Raw genomic sequence first — 18,691 nt, 5'->3', positions numbered from 1 at the left:
GGGGAATCTGTCTGGAAACGGTTGGAGTTTGATAGGTACGAGTTAAAAGAAATGAAGTTTCGAAAACGAAATTGTACTGTCGACGCAGTCCAGTGGTTCAAGCCGGGTGATCATGCTGCGGTCGAAATGCACGATGGGCTGTGGCGTGTTTTGACGCCGGAGGGGTGGCGCACTGTCGCGCCGGGTGACTGGGTCGTGACAGACGGCGGCAAAAACTCGTTCCCCATGAAAAATCAGTTGTTCATCAACATCTACGAACCAGCAACCGAAGCCGACTGATATAACGATTAGATGAACATCGCGTAATGCTGGATTTCAGACGGACCGGCAGGTCTTTAGCGCTGCCGGTCCGTTATCTCAGGCGGTCTTGCGACGGGCAAAGCGCCGCTTTCGAAGGGCTGGCGTAATGCGCCGGAAGCGCTCCTTCTTATGCTCTTCTTCAAAATGGCTGAGCGACGGTTTGATCAGATCGCTGCGTGACACGATCCCAACCAGGCGCATCGTGTCCCGGTCAGCGACGACAGGCAAACGTTCCAGACCATGTACTGCCAGCCTGGTCGCAACGAGCCGGCAGGTTTCGTCGGGCAAGGCAAAAGCGGGGGGCCGTTGCCGCAGTACGTCAGCCAGATTCAGACGGGCTTTGAGCTCCGAGTCATCCTGACACAGCTGTTGAAGAAACATCCGGTCGATCATGCCGAGCACAGCGCCATCTTGCACCACCGGGTACGCGCGGCGCGTCTGCGTGCGACCAAAGTACGTTGCCAGTGCATCGGCAACCGTCGTGACGGCATCGATCGATTCGACCAACGGTGTCATGACCTCGTCGACATAGTGGCGCTCCAGCGGGTCAACGCCATACTCCCGATAAATGTGATAGCCGCGCCGCGCGATTTTTTCCGTCATGATCGAGCGACGCATCACTACCGTCGAAAATCCGTGTGCAACCAGTGTTGCGGTTAGAAGCGGCAGCAGCGCATTGCTGTCGTGCGTGAGGCCGAATGCGAATACGATCGCCGTCAAAGGCGCGCCGAGGGTCGCACCGAGCGTTGCAGCCATGCAGACGAGCGGCCACAGCGCCGGTTGATTGCCGGGCAGAAAGTGGGCAAGTACGGTCCCGAGTCCGGCGCCCAGCATCAGCAACGGTGCGAGCACGCCACCAGAGGTTCCCGAGCCGAGCGCAACGACCCACATGACGGCCTTGACGGCCAGTAACGCGAGCGCGATTTGCAAGGCGATATTCTGGTGAAGCAGATCGCCGATCACGTCGTATCCGACGCCGAGTGCGCGTGGCTCGATGAACCCGCCAATGCCGACGATGACACCGCCGAGCGCGGGCCACCACATCCAGTGAATCGGCAACTTGCCGAACAGATCTTCCGTCTTGTACAAGGCAGCTGAAAGGCCTGAGGCCAGCGCGCCAGATAACAGTCCGGCAATGACGCAGGAAATGAGCGACCAGCCGTCAGGCGCTCCCGTTTCCAGTGGGAACAGCGGTCCGGTGCCAAAAAACGCCGCCCGCGCGAAACCGGCGACAGCACAGGCGAGCGCGACAGGCAGGAAGCTGCGCGGCCGCCATTCGAAAAGCAGCAGTTCGACGGCGAGCAGCACAGCGGCCACCGGTGTGCCGAACACGGCGGTCATACCCGCCGCCGCGCCCGCGACCAGCAGCGTTTTGCGCTCCGCCGAGGTCACTTTCACACATTGTGCGAGCAGTGAACCGAGTGCGCCGCCCGTCATGATGATCGGTCCTTCGGCGCCGAAGGGGCCACCGCTGCCGATCACAATGCCTGACGACAGCGGTTTGAGCACGGCGATTTTCGGCGACATCTTGCTCTTTCCAAACAGGATCGCTTCAATCGCTTCCGGAATGCCATGCCCACGGATTTTTTCGGAGCCGTACCGCGCCATCAGGCCGACGATCAAACCGCCCACCACCGGCACGAGAATGACCCAGGCGCCGAGCGCATTGTGGGCGGGCGAGCGATCCTCAAACGAGAGGATTCCGAAGAAGAACAGATTGGTGAACAGATGGATCAGATTCATCAATACAAATGCGGCAACGGTACTGATTGCACCGATACATGCAGCAAGTACGAAAATGCCAGGCAGCCGTGTATTGGTTGAAAAATCGCGCTTGTGAGAATCGGTGCTCATCATTATTCGAAGTCGATTTGTGGAATCTGGAAAGCACCCTCGAGCGATTTCAGCTCGGCACGGTGCAGTTCCGCCAGTTTTGCAAGGACCTTTTCACCCGCTTTCTCCAGGTGGACCTCAACCTGACGGCGGTCCGCTTCGCTGATCTGGCGGCGGACCAGACTGAGTGCTTCACAACGCGATACCAGTGCGACGACACCGTGGTGCTGGGCCTGAAGTCGCTCCGCCAGTTCGCCAACGGTTGCCCAGTCGCGTTCCGGATATCCCTTGATGTGCAGCAGCAGCAAATACTGGAGTGGCGTGATGCCTTCGCTTTGCGCGGCCTGTTCTGAGAACCGTTCAAAGCGCCGCATCTGGTAGCGAAACTCTGACAACTGCTCGAAGTCGGTCTTGCTCAGCCCGCGAATCCGTACTTTCATTGGATACCTGCCAACGTAAAAGTCATAATTATATCATATGGTGATATAAATGATCGTAAATTGGCCGTGTTTGCTCCATCCGCCGGCTGCCGTCGTTACGTCGCCGGCCGGTCCTTCGCGAAAGTTTGACGATACAGGCCAGAGATCAGATCCACCTGCGTAATCATGCCAACGACCTGGCCCGCAGCATCGAGTACCGGAATATGATGGTGGCCGTAGTTCGCGAACATGGGCACGAGTTCGGTAATTGGCGATGCCGCGTTGACCGTGCAGACCTCGGTGCTCATCACTGAGCCGACATTCGGCGTGGAGAGCGAATCCCTGCGAAGCCAGCCATCGACGTAACTGGCAACGGAGGAAAGCCTTCCGAATGTTCGCTTATCGATCAGATCCGCGCGGGTCACGATACCAACGAGCCTGTGCGCAGGATCGGTGACCGGCAGGGCTTTCACGTGATGGCGTTTGAGCAGCCCCCACGCGGCTGCCGCCCGGGTGTCCGGCGCAACCGTCACGACGTGACGCGACATGATGTCCGCGCACGTCAGTTCGTTAAAGGTTCGCGAGAAGGCCTGAAGCTGTGTTTCGCGCAGCAGCGACTCGAGGTCGTCCGGGTCGATGTCCAGCATTTCGCCGCGCCTTTTCAGAACCACGTCCAGATCCGCGCGGGTGAAACCCGAGCGCGATGTTTGATCGGCCGCTGCGCCTGCGTTACCCTGGTTTTGACGGCCGGCGTGCGGATAGCGATGACCGGTGGCGGCGTGGTAGACGATCGCGGCGCAGAGTAGCGCAATCGACTGAACGGCAATGGGCTCAAGCACGAAAGCGTAGCCCAACGCATGTACGGCGGGGCCGCCCAGCACAGCCGTCAGCGCAACAGCACCCGAAGGCGGATGAACGCACCGAAGAGCGAACATCCCGCAGATCGAGAGGGCGACGGCGAGCGCCGACGCAAGGATCGGGTCCGCAATCACACTTGCACAGGTCACGCCAATCGTTGCAGAAACGAGGTTGCCGCCGACAATAGACCATGGCTGTGCGAGCGGACTGGCCGGCACCGCAAACAGTAATACCGCGGATGCGCCCATTGGGGCGACGAGAAGCGGAATGTTCGCCGCAGACCCGAGCAGGAGATGCATCGAGCCACCCGTGAACGCAATGCCGAGCAGCGCACCGAGGCAGGACCGCCAACGCTCTTGCCATTTAACGGCAATGGGGGCCGGGATGAAGCTGGAAATCCAGTTGAGTGCGACGGAGCGGGACAAGATCAGACCGGGAAAAAGGGTGTATGAACTCAATCGCGAGGCCGTGACCTTGAGGGCGGGAACTTTCGCGAAACGAAATAAACAATCGCAGTGATTATATCGCATTGTGATGTAACCTCGCGATCTGGCTGCTCGCTGTGCCTGTGAAACCATTCGCCAACCCCGTTGCGGACCTGTACGGATGAGATGCGCCGAACCTTCAAAGAAGTCGCCGTCTATCAAAGTGACTCATGTCGTGATATAAAATAACTGCATGGTTATTGTGCGAGTGAAACCAGTTCGACCGTGATTCACTCTGTAAGAGAGGGGCCATCGCGAGTAGGAAGAGGAGGTGGTGACATGTCGAGTTTCAGCCGTGTGCTTCTTTGTTATGACGCAACCCGTGAGGGACAGCGGGCTCTTGGAGAGGCGGCCGCGCTGGTCGAGCAACTCAAAGCGGAAACGCACGTTCTTTCCATTCTTAACAACTCTGCGTGGATACAGGGCGCGGATATCACCTCCGCTGTGCCCTTTGACGTCGTGAGCAACGCTGCCAAAGACCTGCTTCAGGAAGGGTTGAAGAAGCTCGAAGCGCGCGGAATCCAGGCAATCGGACATTTCGCCGTCGGCGACCCGTTGGATCAAATTCCGTTCTTTGCAAAAGATCTGAACGTTGACCTCATCGTGGTTGGTCACCGCCACTCCACGCGGTTGGCGCGCTGGTGGGCCGGAAAAAATGACGGGCTGCTGCTGGACAGGGTCAGTTGCAGTGTGCTCGTCGCGATGTGTCCGGACAGGCAATGACCGCGTATAACGCGGAATGTGTCCTCACACCTGTTCATGGGGGAATGGAATGCGCCCGGGGCGTCGCCGCGATCACCGGCATGTCCTGGCATATACCATCCTGAGCGGTGAGTCACCCTATCGCGCCGCACTCCGCCTGCGCGGTGATTTGCCGGAAATCTTTCCGCCGGCGCCGGCCAGTTTAGTCACGGGCAGCTCACGTGCCGTCTCCCTTAGCAGTGTGCGCAGCCATGAGATCGCGGGATCGCGTTCCTGATACTTGTGCCACTGCACCTTTTCCGCGAACGTTGGAATCTCGATTGGACACTGCAGGATGCGCAGTGGAAATCGCTGCACCATCTGCAAGGCTAACCGTGTCGGAAGGGTGGCGATTCTTGACGTACCAAGGAGCAGTTCCGGGACAAGCGTGAAGGTGGGTGAAATCACGTCCTGCCGGCGAACCTGTTTGCCGGTGGAGATCATCTGCGCGTCTAAGGTCACGCGCCTGCCGCCGCCCCATTCGACACCGACATGTGCCGATTCAAAATATTGGTCGGTGGTGATCGTACCGCCTTTGACTGGGTGGTCCGCGCAGACCAGACATGAAAACGTGTCTTCAAACAGCACTTCGGCTGGGTGTCCCGCAACCGTGTTGAATACCGGTGCGATGAGCAATTCGACTTCGCCTCCCTCGAGGTGCTCCGGCGACTGTGGGCTGAGCGCCCTCAAGTCGAACTGCATCAATGGCGCAAGCGTGGCCGCCTTTCTCACGACTTCAGAAAGAAACACGCTGATCACGTAATCGGATGACTCTATGGTGAAGCGCCGCGTCGATGTCGCCGGATCGAACGTGGGTCTGGCCCGCGTGATCGTCTGAATTTGCAGCAGAACGTCTCTGACAGGTTTGACCAGCTCGGTAGCCAGTGGCGTCAGAACCTGGGTCTTTCCTACGGGCACCAGAAGCTCGTCTTCGAAATACTCGCGCAGGCGGGCGAGGGAGCAACTCGTTGCCGGCTGGCTGAGAAACAGTCGTTCGGCCGCACGGCCGACGCTGCGGGTGGACAGGATCGCATCGAGCACGACCAGCTGGTTGAGGTCCAGTTTGTTAAAGCGCATTTTCGTGTGACATTTACAGGATAGATGCTCTTCATTTAAACAATAAATTTGGTAAATGTCCCGCGAAATCTATACTTGCTGCAAATAGCGGCCCTCTATGGCGCGCACAAATCTTCGGAGACAGAGAATATGGAGGATCGCCGTAACCGCAATTCAATTCTGCGGCAGTGGGGACTGGTTGCCTGCCTGACCGTCGTGAGCATGCTGGCCCAGATCGACAAGAACATTCTCGTACTGATGGTGGGGCCAATTCAGCGGGATTTCGGCGCGAGCGACGTCCAGATCAGCCTTCTTATCGGCGCGGCATTTGCCGTTGCCAATATTGTGGTTGGGTTGCCGTCCGGCTGGTTGGCGGATCGATTCAACCGGCGCGTTGTCATTGCCGTGGGCGTCGCGATCTGGTCGCTTGCCGTGGCTTCCAATGCAGTCGCGTCGGCGTTCGTGGCGCTCCTCGTGGCCCGAATTATCGTCGGCGGTGCGGAGGCATTGATTCCGCCTTCGTCCTATTCGTTGATTCGCGACGGGGTCGACGAACAGCGCCGGGCACGTGCATTGTCCGTGTACACCATGTCGCTGATGCTCGGAACCGGGTTGTCGCTCGTACTGGGTGGTCCGTTGCTGGGCGCAATTCAATCCGCGGGTATCCGCTCGATTCCTTTCATTGGTACGGTTTCTCCGTGGCAGGTCACGTTACTTCTGATCGGCGTTGTCGGGCTGCCCATGAGTCTGCTCATTTTTCTTGCGAAGGAGCCGGGGCGGCAACAGGAAGCATCCTTGGATGCAAGCCGCGGTCTGTCGGGAATCGGCCGTTACCTGGTCGTCAATCGGGCGATATTTCTGCCGTTGTTCATTTTTGCCGTCTCTCACGCGATGATCACTTTCGGCCTCGGGAGCTGGATGCCGACCATGACCGCGCGCCGCTTTCACCTCGGTCTGCGCGAAATCGGCCTGATGCAGGGCGGCCTGTTACTGACCATGGGCCCGCTCGGTCTGTGGCTCGCCGGCATGGCGATGGACCGGAAAGGGGGCAGAAGCCTGGCGGGCGTTGCACGTGTCGGCGTGCTCGTGACGATCGCTGTAACAGCGCTGACAGTCACGATGTGCCTGATCGGGTCGGTGACCGCATTCTGGATCGTCGACGCCATGGTGGTGCTGTTTTCATGGACGTTTATGGCAGTCACATCGACGGTCGTTGCGAAAACCGCGCCTGCGTCGATCGTGGGCGCTGTTATGGCGATCGTCCTCGTTCTGAACGGGTTGATTGGACAAGGCGGTTCTCCCACGTTGATCGCGCTTGTCAGCCAGCATGGTTTTGGGGGAGGCCACGACGCGTTGCCCCAGGCGATGGCTTCGGTATTCGCCGCCGCGGGCGCCGTCGCGCTCTGGGCTGCCGTGGTGCTTTATCGCAACTTTCTGCGTTGGGACGGCGTGGGTGTCCCCGTAGTATTGCACGTTCATATCGGCGACGCGCGATGAAAATGAACCGTCGGTCAGAAGGGTTGCAGAAGATCGCTACTCCATACAACGATTGGTCTGATCCCTGTCCGGCTTGCGAATCGCAGTTATAGCGATCGTGTTCGAGCGGGGTTTATGGAGGAGGTAAGGAGACATGGAAATGAAAACAAAGTTATTAATTAGTATAACGATGTATATGGCTATTTCGGGTACTGCTTGCGCCCAGTCTGGCGTGACCCTTTCGGGTCTGCTCGGAACGGGCATTGCGTACAGCAACAATGCGGGCAAGGGGAGCAGCCTGTATCAGATGACCGGATCCCATGCGGTGCCGTTCTGGGCAATATCGGGCAGGGAGGAACTGGATACGGATAGCTCGGCGTTCTTTCGGCTGAGCCAGTACGCCTTTCTGAACAACGGCACGAGCTCGCCTTTCGAAAGCTACCTTGGTCTGAAATCAAACAAGGTGGGAACGGTCACGCTGGGGTCCATGTATGACCTCCTTGCCGATCTTGTTCCATTCACGTCTGAACGCTTCACTTCTTTTCTGGCGACCCATCCTGGCAATCTGGACCGGACCGTGGGTAACTCGCTCAACAACCTGGTCAAGTACAAATCGCCTGTGTTCGGTGGCGCGCTTCAGTTTGGCGCTCAGTATGGGTTCGGACAGCAGGGTTCGACCACCAACACGGGTCGTACCGTTGGCGCGGAAGCCAGTTTTTCCAGCGGCCCGTTCCAGTCCGTGCTCGTTTGGGAATCGGTGGATGGCGTGCCGTACGCACCGTACACCAGGCTAGGTGTGAGCGAGCTGTACGGTATCAATTTCAGCGCCAATCCCTCGCGGACCGTTAGCCAGAACCAGAACACGACGACGATCGGCGTGGCCTACGCCGGCGACACGGTGCGTGTCATGGGCAACTACAGCTATACGCACCTGACGGCCGCGGGCCAATCGGAAACGGCGCAGTCCATCGATGTCGGTGCGTACAAATACATCACGACGCAAATGCGCATCGGTGGCGGCTATTCATACACGAAGCTGGACACCTACAAATGGAACCAGGTTCATGCCCATCTCGACTATGCGCTTTCGAAGCGCACGAGCCTTTACCTGCTTGGCGTGCTGCAAATAGCAGGCAGCGGACAACTGGCGGTGCTTCGAAACCAGGCGCCGGCGTCGTCGTCACGACAACTCGAACTCGAGGCCGGGATGACGCATCTTTTTTAAGTCGAGTGGCCCGTTCGGCGCTTTCGTCACATAGGCGCGGCCGGGCTCGGCATTACAGGATCGCGATGCAGGATCCAAATTCACAAGGCAGATGGAGAAATACGATGCAGTGGGATGTCATTGTGGCCGGCGGCGGTCCGTCGGGCCTAACGGTTGCTGCGGAACTGGCGGGAGCGGGCGTCAAAACGCTGGTGCTGGAGCGACGTACCGAAGGTGTCCAGTCACGCGCCGGCACGATCCTGCCACGCGTGCTTGAGTTGTTCGATGCGCGAGGTATTGCGGACAGGTTCATCGAGAAAACGCGCAAGATTGCGGAGTACCCATTCCGTCCGTCCCATATCTGGGCGGGCTTCCATCCTATCGAATGGAAGTATCTGGAAACGCGCTTTGGTTTCACGTTGGGCCTGCCGCAGAACCTGACCGAAGAGGTGCTGTGGGATTGGGCGGTGGAAAGCGGTGTGAAGGTGCAGCGCGGCGCCGAAGTGCGGGACGTCCGCCAGCATGCAGACAGTGTTGAGGTCGATGTGGCCGATGCCTCTGGTGTCATCTCGACGCTGCGCGCGCGATACCTGATCGGCGCCGACGGCGGCCGCAGTACCGTGCGCTCGAAAGTAGGCCTGCCGTTCGAGGGGCGTTCCGGCACATTCCGCGGCATCGTGCTCGACGCCGAATTGAAAGCACCGTGGCCGGGCGGACGGATCAATGTCGATAACGAAATGGGCTGGGTGCGCGGCTACACCTTTGGCGAGGGGATTACCCGATTCAATATCGTGCATCGTGATCGCCGCCATGCGCCGAAAGACGAGCCCGTTACGCTCGAGGAAGCACTGCAGTGTATTCGTGATGTGCATGGTACCGATTACGGCATCGAGAAATATCGCTGGGCATCACGATTCGACGACCAGATGCGCGCGGTGCCGAGCCTGCGTCAGGGACGTACTTTCCTCGTGGGCGAATCCGCGCGTATTCATTACCCGGCAAGCGGCGTGGGCATGAATTTCTGTTTGCAGGATGCGTTCAATCTCGGCTGGAAACTCGCCAACGTTATCAACGGCGTCGCGGATGTGGCTACGCTGGACACTTATGACACGGAACGTCTTCCCGTCATGCATGCGTTGCTCGATAGCGTGAAGGCGCAGTGCGTGCTGCAGTTTAACTTCGAGCCCGAGGCGGTGGCGCTCAAGCGTCGGATGCAGGAGCACATCGTTCCGTTGCCTGATGTGCAACGCAAACTGGTGCTGGAGCTATGCGGTCTGGAAGCGCCTTATCCGTGCGACGCGGATAGCCATCCGTTGACGGGCCTGCGTTGTCCCGATTTCGACCTCGTGTTGCTTGACGGACGTTCCGTCGCGGTGACGGAGACTTTGCGAAGCCGGCACTTCGTGTTGCTGGATCTCGAAGGATTCAGCCGCCAGTTCGGGGCACTCGATGTGTCCGGGCTGCCGGTCACGGTATTGCCGGTGCGTGCCGCGCATATCCCCGCGTCGATGGATGGTGTGAAAGCACTGCTGGTCCGTCCGGATGGATACGTGGCATGGGCAAGCATGGAGGTGGCGCGTGCCGGCGAAGCCGAAGCGCAAATCGGCAAATGGCTCAAGCGGTGACATCATGAACGAACCACGAATTCTGCTGACAGGCGGCTGGATCCTGAGTATGGATCCGGCTATCGGCGACCTGCGTAAAGGTGACATCCTCGTCGAGGGGACGGACATCATTGCCGTCGAGCCCCACATCGACGCTCCCGATGCCGGGCATGTCGACGCGCGTGGCATGATCGTGCTGCCTGGGTTTGTCGATACGCATCGCCACACGTGGCAAACCTGCGTGCGCCATCGCTATGCGGATATCGATCCGCAGATTTACTTCGCCGAGATGCTGGGCGCCAAAGGCGCCGCGTTCCGGCCGGAGGACGTCTACATTGGTACGATGCTCGGCGCCGTTTCCGCGCTGGACGGCGGCATCACCACGATGCTCGACTGGTCGCACGTGCAGAACACTCCGGAACATTCGGACGCGGCTATTCTAGGCCTGCGTGATGCGAACATTCGCGGCGTGTTTGCCCACGGCTGGCCGCTGGTGGACGGTGCTTCGTGGATGTTCGACAGCCAGCGTGGCCACCCCGATGACATCCGGCGCCTGCGCGAGCAATTCTTCTCGTCAGACGATCAACTGCTCACGCTGGCCATGGCGGCACGCGGCCCCGAAATGGCGTGTCGCGACGTCTGGCTTGCTGATCTGCGACTCGCCCGCGAACTCGACATCCGCTCGACCGTCCACATGGGCGCGTACGCGCGCAACGCGTCTGTGAAGGCCATTACGCAGATGCATGACGCCGGTGTATTGAGCGACGACCTGACGTTCGTGCATTGCTGCTTTTGCGGTGCGGATGAGATTGCGATGATGGCCGATGCCGGGGTCAGCGCTTCGCTCGGCGTGCATTGCGAATTGAATGCTCAGGGCATCGGCGACATTCCGCTAGATCGACTGCTGGCGGTTGGCATCCGGCCCAGTCTGAGCGGCGACACCGAAACAAAATGCTCAGGCGACATGTTCACGCAGATGCGGCATGCGTTCGCCTATTACCGCTCGTGGATGGGGGGCAACCATTCGAGCGTTCCGAATGCACCGGCCACGCTGTCGATGCGCGACGTGCTTGAATTTGCCACCGTCGCGGGTGCGCGAGCGAATGGTCTCGATCACAAAGTCGGTTCGCTCACGCCGGGCAAACAGGCCGACATCATCATGATCCGCTGCGACGACCTCAATCTCACGCCGGTTTCCGACGCGGTGGGGGCTGTTGTGCTGGCCGCCCATCCGGGCAACGTGGACACGGTCTTTGTCGCGGGGCGGGCTGTGAAGCGGCATGGCCACATGCTGGATGTCGACCTCGACGCGCTACGGCAGCGCGCGCTGGCGTCCCAACAGTACATTCTCGGATTGCAATGAGAGACGCCGCCATGCCTTTACCGCTCGATCCTGAACTGGCTGGCATTGTGTCGGCCATGCGTGCCGCTAACGCACCGCCGCCGTTTTCCGGCACGCCTGAGCAAGCGCGTGAGCGGATGCGGCGCGCCATCATGGCGGCGCGCGAACGGTCTGCGTTACCCGTCGTCGGCGTGGTCGAAGATGCGCTTGCCGGGTTCGACGGTGCCCACGTGCCGGTGCGTGTCTATCGTCCGCAAGATGCGCAACCTGGGTTGGCGACGGTGGTGTTCTTCCACGGCGGCGGATTCGTGCTCGGCAGCGTCGAGTTGATGGACGACATCGCACGCAAGCTATGTCGGGACATGAACGCGGTTGTGGTATCTGTCGAATACCGGCTGGCGCCGGAGTACCCGTTTCCTGCCGCCCATGATGACGCGTTGACGGCCACGCTATGGGCCATTCGCAACGTCGCGGCACTGGGGGGCGATGCGTCGCGCGTCGCGGTGGCAGGGGAGAGCGCGGGTGGCAACCTCGCTGCGTCGACTGTTCTGACACTGCGCGATCGGGGAGAGCGTCTCGCGGCACAACTGCTCGTGGTGCCCGGTGTCGATCTGGCTCGTGATACCTCGCGGATCGAAGCGAAACAGAGCGACTTCCCGATGCTGTCGCCGTCGGATCTGCGGGATATTTCGCGGCTTTACATGGGGGCAAACTCGGCACAGGCGGGGATGTTTCCGCCATCGCCGTTGCACGCAGCGGATTTTGCAGGGTTGCCGCCCGCGGTGATCGCCGTTGCCGGGCACGACCCGCTTTGCGAGGAAGGACTCGCCTATGCGGAACGTCTTGGCGCGGCCGGCGTTCCGGTGCAGGTGCACCGATTCGACGATATGTTCCATCCATTCTTTGGGTTCTTCGATGCTTCGGCAGCGGCGTGCCGCACGAATGACGAGATTTGTCAGGGCTTTGCCGCGTGGCTCGATCAATACGCGTTGCCTGTCGCCCGGTGAAAGAGACACCTCAAGCTCACGATTAATGTAAATTGGTCGTACTTGAGAGTGCCTTTCAGCGGAGAGACCCATGAAAAACGGAAAACCAAAACGGACGCGTCAGGATGCGGACAATCTTTTCCCCGACCTGCAGCAAAGCGGCACCCATCTTGCGAGCCGGCCTGACAACCCGTTCGGAGAAAAAGTATCTGAGCCAATCGCTCGACGTGATCGTGACGAGGCATCGTTGTGGAAAGATAATCTCGTCACCTTGCCGACAGCGATCGAGTTGCCTCCGGGATATCAGTCGGTGCCGCACGTGCGCCAGGCGATGGAGAAGGCATGGCGTATGAAATGGGTCAGGGAAAGCGGCAATGAGGTCGTCGCAGAATTTCCTGAGGGCTGGGCGGCCATTCGGCCCCCGAGCGGCGCAGTGGAATTGAGGGACGCGACCGGCGTGGTCCGAGCCGTGTACGGCTGGGCAGAGGATGCTGAAGTGAGACTACTGCCGCGGTATAGGGTCGAATCGCAGGCGAACAGCTCGAGCGGTCTCGGCAGCCTGGTCGTGCGTGATCGCGAGAACGGAAACATTCTTGAGAGGTCGTCGATCTGGTCTGCTCAGACCGGGACAAACCACCCCGATTGGGCGAGGCTTTCGGCATGGCTGGACAAGCAGTATCCTGGCCACCGCGATCCACTGCGGCTGTGGGCGGATTGCGAAGACAACCTCAGTTGAATTCTTCTCATCGAGAGTCCGGCTCCCAAAGAAGCCGTTCCGTACGAAATCAAACGCTGCTATCTCGTGCGATGCACGCAAGAAAAGCGGCAATTGCGGGACTCTGCCCGCGTTCTTTCAGGTAATAGATGTATTCGTCGATCGTCGTGCGTACGCCGCGCAAGCCAAGCACGCACAGATCGGGATGTTTTTCGACCTCGCCGAGCGGAAACAGGCTGCCGCCGATCCCACGCAGGATCGCTTCCCGAATGGCCTCCCGGCTGCCGATCTCCGCGACTCGCGGTGGCGCGACCCCCGCGGCTGCAACGATCTCTTCAGTGCGCTGACGTGTCACCGAACCATCTTCGCGCATCAGCAGTCGCACCTCGGCCAGCATTGACGCATCGATCTCGGTGAAGCGCGCCAGCGCATGCGTGCGGTGGACGACCAGCACCAGTGGATCCGTTGAAATCACACGCCGCGCCAATCCTTCAGCAGCGTTGAGTTGCGAGGACACCGCAAGATCAATGCGGAATTCGTGTAGCGCATTGAGCATTTCTTCCGAATTGCCGATCCGGCAGGTCAACTCAATTGTCGGATAGGCCTCCGAAAAGCGGCCGATCGCATCCATGATGTAGTACGGCCCGGTCGCCCCGAGCCGCAGATGACCTTCGAACAAGCCGCCTGCATTACGCAGCGTCGTCCCGGCCTGCGCTTCGAGGTCGATCATTTTCTGGATCACTGGCAAGAGCTTGACGCCTGTCTCGGTCACTTCAAGCCTGCGTCCACTCCGATAGAACAACTCCGCACCGTAGGTCTGTTCGAGTTGTCTGATCTGCGCCGCGATGGTCGGCTGACTCAGGCCGAGATGCCTCGCTGCGCGCGTGATGCTGCCCTGTTGCACGGTCGCGTGGAATGCTTTCAGCTGATCGTACAAACTCCGTCTCCTTCATTTTCACAACCCCTCAGCTTAACGGCGCGTTATGTCGAGCATGTGAAACGGTCTCTATCTCGACGACCGCAAAGGTTTGCGTTGCCACCTTTACCCCAGAAAGCTTGGGTAGCTACCCAGGAAACCTCGGGGAACTGGTCAAGTCCGCGACATGTGCGGCAAGTACTAATAGGGGTGTTCTAAACGACTGGACCATTCAACCATGCACAGACTCAGATCGGCTGCGCTCTGCGCGGCTTTGCTCCTCACGGTCGCGCTGGCGGCTTGCGGGGACGGCAGCAGCGGTTCGTCGGCCGCGCCTGCCGCTAACAGCCAGACGCCCGCTTCTGACGCAAATGCACAGGAGCCATCGTCCGGCACGCCCGTCGTGCATTGGGCGCCGGATTCTGGCGCGAGCGCCGCCAACTGACCCGTGAATCGGGCCCTGCATCGCCTCTTCCCACATCACCAGGTTTCTCATGTCCTCTAAAAACAGACGCGACTTCCTGCGCCTTGCCGCGACGTCGGCCGGTGCGCTTGCCACTTATGCAGGCTTTCCCCCGGCGATCCGCAAGGCGCTCGCCATGCCCGCGGCATCGCGCACCGGCACGATCAACGACGTCGAGCACGTCGTGATCTTCATGCAGGAGAACCGTTCGTTCGATCACTATTTCGGTGGCATGCGGGGTGTGCGCGGGTTCAACGATCCGCGTCCGCATCTGCTGCCCAACGGCGCACCTGTGTGGCAACAGCCGCCCGCCACGGTGCAAACGCAACGCTACAACGCGCGCGGCCTCGATCCAGCCGCGCCGTACGTGATGCCTTTTTATCTCGATCCGGCGCGGACGAGCGAATTCCAGCCGGGCACCGATCACGGCTGGAGCAGCGGCCACCTCGCGTGGAACGGCGGGAAATGGGATCAATGGGTCAACCAGAAGCAGGACGTGCTGACGATGGGCTACCTGAAGCGCCACGATCTTTCGTATCACTACGCGCTCGCCGAAGCGTTCACCGTGTGCGACTCGTACTTCTGCTCAGTGAACGCCGATACCGCGCCCAATCGTATCTATCTGTGGACGGGCACTATCGATGCCCGCAACGCGTACGGCACGAAGCCGAACGGTCCAGGCCTCGGCGAGCGGGACGGCACGAATGGCTATACGTGGACGACCTATCCGGAGCGGCTCGAAGCGAACAACATCAGCTGGAAGCTTTACCAGGGCGGTACAGGAATTCCAGGCGATCCAACGGATAACTTCACTGACAACTCGCTGGAATTCTTCGCCCGCTATCAGGTGCAGGAGGGTGCGAGCGGCCCGCTCGTCGACAAGGGCGCATCCCAGCACACGCTCGCCGAATTCAAGTCCGATGTGCAGAACGACCGTCTGCCGCAGGTATCCTGGATCGTGTCGCCGTATAAGTACAGCGAGCACCCTGCGGCCTGCGCCACCGACGGTGCCTTCTTCATCAACATGATTCTCGAAGCGCTCACGTCCAACCCCGACGTCTGGGCAAAGACGGCGTTCTTCATCAACTACGACGAGAACGATGGGTTGTTCGACCACGTCGTTCCGCCGATGCCACCTACGACGAGCGGCGTCAACGGGCAGGGCATCGTGTCGGGCGATCTGCTCGCGAGCCTCGGTGACGAACTGCTCGATCTCGACAAATACCCTGGCGAAAAGAGTCCGCTCGTACCTGGCGCGGATCCTGGCGGCATTCAGCCGATCGGCCTTGGAACACGCGTGCCGATGATTGTCGTCTCGCCGTGGACTAAAGGCGGATGGGTCTGCTCGGAGGTCTTCGATCACACATCCGTGCTGCAATTTCTCGAAGCGCGTTTTGGCGTCGCGGAGCCGAACATCAGCAAATGGCGCCGTGCGGTGTGCGGCGATCTCACGTCGGCGTTCGACTTTTCCGGGCGTCCCGATACCGAGGCGGTGAGTTTCACTGTGCCGCAGCACATCTCTTCATCTGGGCTGGCGTACCAGGTGCCGGCCCAGCAGACGATGCCCGTGCAGGAACCCGGAACGCGGCGCGCCCGCGCACTGCCGTATGAAATGTACGTCAACAGCCGCGTCGCGGGGCATGACGGCAAGGTGTGGCTCGACTTTGCCAATACCGGCGATGTGGGCGCGGCGTTCTACGTCTATGACCGCCTGCGTCCAACCGACACGCCGCGCCGCTACACCGTTTCCGCGAAGGACAGGCTGTCGGATTACTGGAGCACGTCGGCATTGCAGGGCGCCTACCATCTCGCGGTGTACGGGCCGAACGGCTATCTATGCGAGTTCCAGGGCAATACGAAACTCGCGACGGATGGCCGGCATGCAAATCCGGAAGCGCGTATTGGCTACGACGTGCGAAACCGGCACATCTATCTGGAGGTGCGCAACAGTGGCAATGCGACGTGTCATGCGATGGTCGACAACGCGTATGGCCACGGCCGCGGGCGGCACTACACGTTGCGACCTGGCGAAACGGTTCAGGATCACTGGGAGTTGAGTTCGAGCCATGGGTGGTACGATCTGACGATTTCCGCCAGCACAACCGGAGGGGATTCGACGGACCCGGTCATGCGGCGCTTCGCGGGTCACGTCGAGACCGGGCGGCCGAGCAGGAGCGATCCCGGTCCGGGCAGAGGGTGACGCTGCGATAGCGTAGACCGACGTATGGCATGGCGGCTGAAGATAGTCGGCGGCCATGCCACTCACCTTGTGCTGGTCGCGACGCCCCCGACCCTTTGCGACCAGCAAAAATCACCATGCAGCAATTGAAATACCTAATCGGCTATCCAGCGTCTCTGCAGGAAAAAGTCCAGAAGCTGATTGCCGACGAGCAACTCGGCGCTTATCTAAGCGCGAGGTACCCCGGCACGCACGCAGTGCAAACAGACCGGGCTCTGTACGAGTACTGCGCAGAGTTGAAGCGCGAACACCTTCGCACGGGAGCCGCGATTGACAAAGTCACCTACGACAGCAAGCTCGACGTCGTGCGCCATGCTCTCGGCCTTCACACGAGCATCTCGCGCGTGCAGGGCGGCAAGCTGAAGGCAAAAAAAGAAATCCGCATTGCGTCGCTATTCAAGGACGCCGCGCCGGAATTCCTGAAAATGATCGTTGTACATGAACTCGCCCATCTGAAAGAAAGCGACCATAACAAGGCGTTTTACCGCCTCTGCGAGTTCATGCAGCCGGGCTACCATCAGATCGAATTTGATCTGCGCTTGTATCTGACGTACCGCGATCTGAAGAAAAGCCAGACCTGAGCGGTAAGCACGTGTTTCGCTACGTATCAGGTTCGTGTGGTTGCGAGCGGCGCCGTACGGGCGGCATACGCGACCTCTGCTGCAGCTTGATCCACCGCCGCGCCGGTTGAATCCGCGTACGCCTGTTCGCGTGCCAGGCTCAGGCGGAACTGCCTGCAGCCGAACCACAACAGCACGGCGGCCAGCAGTGTGGCGACCAGGTTGACGATGGACATCGAGTTGCCGACGGCTTTGGGCGAGCCGAACACCTTGTCGGTCAATAACGCAACAAGAGTGGTACCGATTCCGAGCGCGATCAGGTTCGAGACCAGCAGGAACACCGCTGAAATCTGCGCGCGCATCTGATTGGGTGCGAGGGTTTGCATCGCGGCAGTCGAAGTAGGCATCGGGAACGACGCAAAGAACATCGCGATCACCAGTAGCCCGAGAGAAACGGTCAGGCTGCCGACCTGCGTGAAGACGACCGCCGGCACCAGCATCCCGATTGCGCCAATGAAGCCAGCGAGCATCGGGCCGTCTGCGCGGCCTTTCTTCATCAGCCAGTCGTTGAGCCAGCCGCCGCAGAACACGCCGACGGTATTCGCGATCAGCAGGATAGTGCCGAGCGTGTAGCCGGCTTCGACCGGCGTAAGCCCGAAGCGGCGGATGTAGAACGCGGGTGTCCAGCTCATCAGGCAGAAGAGGGTCATCGCGTAGAAGGAAAAGCCGAGGTAATGGCAGAAGAACGTCTTGCCATGTTTGCGGATGAAGCGCAGCGAGTCGCCCATCGACACACGCTTTGCCTTGCCGGCGCCGTCCTGCATGAGCCCCTTACGTTGGGGATCGCGCACGGTCAGGATAAACAGCAGGGCTATAAGAAAGCCAGGCAGCCCGACGATGAAAAAGGTCAACTGCCACGAGCGCACGTCGCCGACGAGCGGCAGTGAGACGGTGGTCATCTGTTTCAGCAGGTTGATCACGTACCCGCCGATCAGGAATGCGATCCCGCCGCCAATGAACGATCCGAGGGAATAGATGCCGACTGCGCGCCCCAGCTTTTCCTTGGGAAAGTAGTCGCTCAACATCGAATACGTTCCCGGCGAGAGCGCGGCTTCGCCCACACCGACGCTCATCCGCGCCAGAAACATGTGAAGGAAGTTCTGGCTGACGCCGCAGACAGTGGTGGCCAGACTCCATAGCGCGATGCCTGTCGCGATGATGCGCGGCCGCGCAAAGCGGTCGGCGAGATAGGCGAGCGGCATGCCCATCACCGCGTAGAAGAGCGAAAACGCGAAGCCCTGCAACAGGCTGAACTGCGTATCGGTCAGATGCAGATCCTTTTTGATCGGCTCGATCATCAGCGCAAGCACCTGCCGGTCGATAAAGGAAAAGACATACGCAAGCATGCAGATCACGACCACATACCATTCGTAGGTATAGCGCTTGCCCGCAGGTTTGCTGCGTGTTGATACGGTCATCTGGGTTCTCCGGGAA

At 60.0% G+C, this 18,691-nt stretch carries 17 protein-coding genes; 11 read left to right on the top strand and 6 right to left on the bottom strand.

The genetic code is table 11. The features are described 5' to 3' along the window. The first annotated feature begins 51 nt into the window (after positions 1-51). Positions 52-279, top strand: a complete 228-nt coding sequence (locus PQR40_RS04500) for a hypothetical protein (RefSeq protein WP_408391758.1) — start codon at positions 52-54, stop codon at positions 277-279. Positions 280-357: 78 nt separating this feature from the next. Here the strand turns inward: PQR40_RS04500 and PQR40_RS04495 are convergent, their stop codons facing one another. From PQR40_RS04495 to PQR40_RS04485, 3 genes are all read right to left on the bottom strand, one after another. After that, positions 358-2,154 (bottom strand): chloride channel protein, encoded by a 1,797-nt coding sequence (locus PQR40_RS04495; protein ID WP_408508563.1) that lies wholly within the window; start codon positions 2,152-2,154, stop codon positions 358-360. Between the two features lie 2 nt (positions 2,155-2,156). Further along, on the bottom strand, positions 2,157-2,573 hold the full coding sequence (locus PQR40_RS04490; protein ID WP_408508502.1) for a MarR family winged helix-turn-helix transcriptional regulator: 417 nt from the start codon (positions 2,571-2,573) through the stop codon (positions 2,157-2,159). A 95-nt stretch (positions 2,574-2,668) separates the two neighbouring features. After that, positions 2,669-3,835 carry an HPP family protein gene (locus tag PQR40_RS04485; RefSeq protein ID WP_408508501.1) on the bottom strand — a complete coding sequence of 389 codons (1,167 nt, stop codon included), beginning with the start codon at positions 3,833-3,835 and terminating at the stop codon, positions 2,669-2,671. A gap of 339 nt (positions 3,836-4,174) precedes the next feature. Here PQR40_RS04485 and PQR40_RS04480 point away from each other — a divergent pair, with 339 nt between their 5' ends. Then, positions 4,175-4,618, top strand: coding sequence for a universal stress protein (locus PQR40_RS04480; RefSeq protein ID WP_408227455.1), 444 nt, complete (start codon positions 4,175-4,177; stop codon positions 4,616-4,618). A 117-nt stretch (positions 4,619-4,735) separates the two neighbouring features. Here the strand turns inward: PQR40_RS04480 and PQR40_RS04475 are convergent, their stop codons facing one another. Then, positions 4,736-5,713 (bottom strand): LysR family transcriptional regulator, encoded by a 978-nt coding sequence (locus PQR40_RS04475; protein WP_408508500.1) that lies wholly within the window; start codon positions 5,711-5,713, stop codon positions 4,736-4,738. A 129-nt stretch (positions 5,714-5,842) separates the two neighbouring features. Here PQR40_RS04475 and PQR40_RS04470 point away from each other — a divergent pair, with 129 nt between their 5' ends. The 6 genes from PQR40_RS04470 to PQR40_RS04445 all read left to right on the top strand — a co-directional run bounded on the left by PQR40_RS04470 (position 5,843) and on the right by PQR40_RS04445 (position 13,040). Continuing rightward, on the top strand, positions 5,843-7,189 hold the full coding sequence (locus PQR40_RS04470) for an MFS transporter (protein WP_408508499.1): 1,347 nt from the start codon (positions 5,843-5,845) through the stop codon (positions 7,187-7,189). 133 nt (positions 7,190-7,322) lie between these two features. Continuing rightward, a complete protein-coding gene (locus PQR40_RS04465; RefSeq protein WP_408508498.1) occupies positions 7,323-8,393 on the top strand; it encodes a porin in 1,071 nt (356 codons plus the stop codon). Positions 8,394-8,497: 104 nt separating this feature from the next. Continuing rightward, positions 8,498-9,997, top strand: coding sequence for an FAD-dependent monooxygenase (locus PQR40_RS04460; protein ID WP_408508497.1), 1,500 nt, complete (start codon positions 8,498-8,500; stop codon positions 9,995-9,997). 4 nt (positions 9,998-10,001) lie between these two features. Continuing rightward, complete coding sequence (locus PQR40_RS04455) at positions 10,002-11,339, top strand: amidohydrolase family protein (RefSeq protein ID WP_408508496.1); 1,338 nt, start codon at positions 10,002-10,004, stop codon at positions 11,337-11,339. A gap of 11 nt (positions 11,340-11,350) precedes the next feature. Then, on the top strand, positions 11,351-12,325 hold the full coding sequence (locus tag PQR40_RS04450) for an alpha/beta hydrolase (RefSeq protein ID WP_408508495.1): 975 nt from the start codon (positions 11,351-11,353) through the stop codon (positions 12,323-12,325). 70 nt (positions 12,326-12,395) lie between these two features. Further along, positions 12,396-13,040 (top strand): hypothetical protein, encoded by a 645-nt coding sequence (locus PQR40_RS04445; protein WP_408333425.1) that lies wholly within the window; start codon positions 12,396-12,398, stop codon positions 13,038-13,040. 49 nt (positions 13,041-13,089) lie between these two features. Here PQR40_RS04445 and PQR40_RS04440 read toward each other — a convergent pair whose 3' ends face one another. Beyond that, positions 13,090-13,956 carry a LysR family transcriptional regulator gene (locus PQR40_RS04440; protein WP_408508494.1) on the bottom strand — a complete coding sequence of 289 codons (867 nt, stop codon included), beginning with the start codon at positions 13,954-13,956 and terminating at the stop codon, positions 13,090-13,092. Between the two features lie 217 nt (positions 13,957-14,173). On the opposite strand from PQR40_RS04440, the gene PQR40_RS04435 reads away from it, so the two are divergent. From PQR40_RS04435 to PQR40_RS04425, 3 genes are all read left to right on the top strand, one after another. Continuing rightward, on the top strand, positions 14,174-14,380 hold the full coding sequence (locus PQR40_RS04435; RefSeq protein ID WP_408227424.1) for a hypothetical protein: 207 nt from the start codon (positions 14,174-14,176) through the stop codon (positions 14,378-14,380). Between the two features lie 49 nt (positions 14,381-14,429). Then, positions 14,430-16,598 (top strand): phosphocholine-specific phospholipase C, encoded by a 2,169-nt coding sequence (locus PQR40_RS04430; protein ID WP_408508493.1) that lies wholly within the window; start codon positions 14,430-14,432, stop codon positions 16,596-16,598. Between the two features lie 116 nt (positions 16,599-16,714). Then, positions 16,715-17,218, top strand: a complete 504-nt coding sequence (locus tag PQR40_RS04425) for a M48 metallopeptidase family protein (protein ID WP_408508562.1) — start codon at positions 16,715-16,717, stop codon at positions 17,216-17,218. A 26-nt stretch (positions 17,219-17,244) separates the two neighbouring features. Here PQR40_RS04425 and PQR40_RS04420 read toward each other — a convergent pair whose 3' ends face one another. Continuing rightward, positions 17,245-18,675 (bottom strand): spinster family MFS transporter, encoded by a 1,431-nt coding sequence (locus PQR40_RS04420; RefSeq protein ID WP_408508492.1) that lies wholly within the window; start codon positions 18,673-18,675, stop codon positions 17,245-17,247. Between the last annotated feature and the right edge of the window lie 16 nt (positions 18,676-18,691).

The organism is Paraburkholderia sediminicola, assembly GCF_046026855.1.
Lineage (GTDB): Bacteria > Pseudomonadota > Gammaproteobacteria > Burkholderiales > Burkholderiaceae > Paraburkholderia > Paraburkholderia sediminicola_A.
Note: the sequence above shows the minus strand (reverse complement) of the source record. Positions and strands in the feature narration are given on the sequence as shown.